The 1580-nt window shown below is 70.0% G+C and carries 2 protein-coding genes; one reads left to right on the plus strand and one right to left on the minus strand.

The features are described 5' to 3' along the window. A partial coding sequence (locus AC1D1G_RS45025; RefSeq protein WP_477956923.1) for a nucleoside/nucleotide kinase family protein occupies positions 1–488 on the plus strand: 488 nt, incomplete at its 5' end. Positions 489–494: 6 nt separating this feature from the next. Here AC1D1G_RS45025 and AC1D1G_RS45030 read toward each other — a convergent pair. Then, entirely contained in the window at positions 495–1316 is an 822-nt protein-coding gene (locus AC1D1G_RS45030) for an acyl-CoA thioesterase (RefSeq protein WP_317567464.1), read from the minus strand. Positions 1317–1580 lie beyond the last annotated feature (264 nt).

The following is a 1580-nucleotide window of genomic DNA, read 5'->3' on the forward strand; positions in this document are numbered from 1 at the left end:
CGGACGCGGTGTGCGCCTCGCTGCGGGAGCGGGGCCGCCCGTGTGACGTCGTGTCGCTCCACGACTACGTCCGGCCCGCCTCCCTGCGGTTCGAGCACGGGCGCGACGACGAACTCAGCTACCGCACCCTCTGGTTCGACTACGACGCCCTGAACCGGGAGGTGGTGCGGTCGGTCCGCACCGACCGCCGGTGGTTGCCGCGCCTGTGGGACGAGGCCGAGGATCGCTCCGCCCGCTGCGCCCGCGTTCCCGCGGCCGACGGTCAGGTGCTTCTCGTCGCGGGCCCGATGCTGCTGGGCCGGGATCTCGACTTCGACGTCACCGTGCAACTCCATCTGGGCGAAGGCGCCCTGATGCGCCGAACCCCGGCCGATCAACAATGGACCGTCCCCGCACTGCTGCGCCGTGCTGCCGACGTCACGGACGAACCCGACCTGCTGGTGCGGTACGACCATCCGCCGAGGCCCGCAGTCCGGGCGGGCCGCTGAGGCCGCTCACGTCGTGCGCAGGAACCGGGTCAGCCCTTCCTGCACGACGGCCGCGACCAGGTTGCCCTTCCGGTCGAAGATCCGGCCCTGCGCGAGCGCCCGTCCGAATCCGGCGGACGGTGACGTCTGGTCGTACAGCAGCCACTCGTCGGCCCGGAACGGGCGCAGGAACCACAGCGCGTGATCGAGTGAGGCACCGTTGATCTCGACACCGGGGTGCGAGGTCATGGCGGAACCGATCAGCGTCATGTCGCTCATGTAGGCCAGTGCGCAGACGTGGAAGACGGGGTCGTCGGGCAGCGTCTTGCGGGACCGGAACCACGCCTGCTGCTGAGCGGCCGCACCGCGCCGACGGTCGACCTCGCCGTGGCCGACCATCCGGATGTCCCAGTCGGACCACTCCCGGGCGAGCCAGGCGATCTCCGGGTCGTCGGAGTCACTGGCGAACGGCAGCGTATCGGGCGGCGGGACCACGGGCATCTCGTCCTGGTGCTCGATGCCCTCGTCCTCGACCTGGAACGACGCCGACATCGTGAAGATCGCCTGACCGTCCTGGACGGCACTGACCCGCCGGGTGACGAACGACCGACCGTCCCGGATGCGGTCCACCAGGTACACGATCGGCATCGTGGGGTTTCCGGGACGCAGGAAGTAGCCGTGCAGCGAATGCACCATGAAACGGGGGTCTACGGTGCGGACCGCCGCCACCAGCGCCTGACCGGCCACCTGCCCACCGAACGTGCGGGGAAGCATGGTCTCGGTCGCTATGCCTCGGAAGATGTTCTCCTCGAGGCGTTCCACTTCCAGGATCTCTTCGATCGTCGCCATCCACGGCCCCTTCCGATGCTCGTCCGCTGACACTCTCACACGGGTCCCGGGCACCGGCGCACCGCACCGCACGAGGCCCGGGTCGGGGCCTCGTGCGGTGCGAACGGAAGTAGTGCGGCGCCGGGAGCGCCGCGATCGATCACCGATCGATCGCGGAGATCACCAGCCGCGTTCGGCGAGCCGGTGCGGGACGGGGATGTCGTCGACGTTGATCCCGACCATCGCCTCACCCAGCCCACGGGAGACCTTCGCCAGCACGTCCGG

Source organism: Rhodococcus sp. P3_B8 (assembly GCF_056402775.1).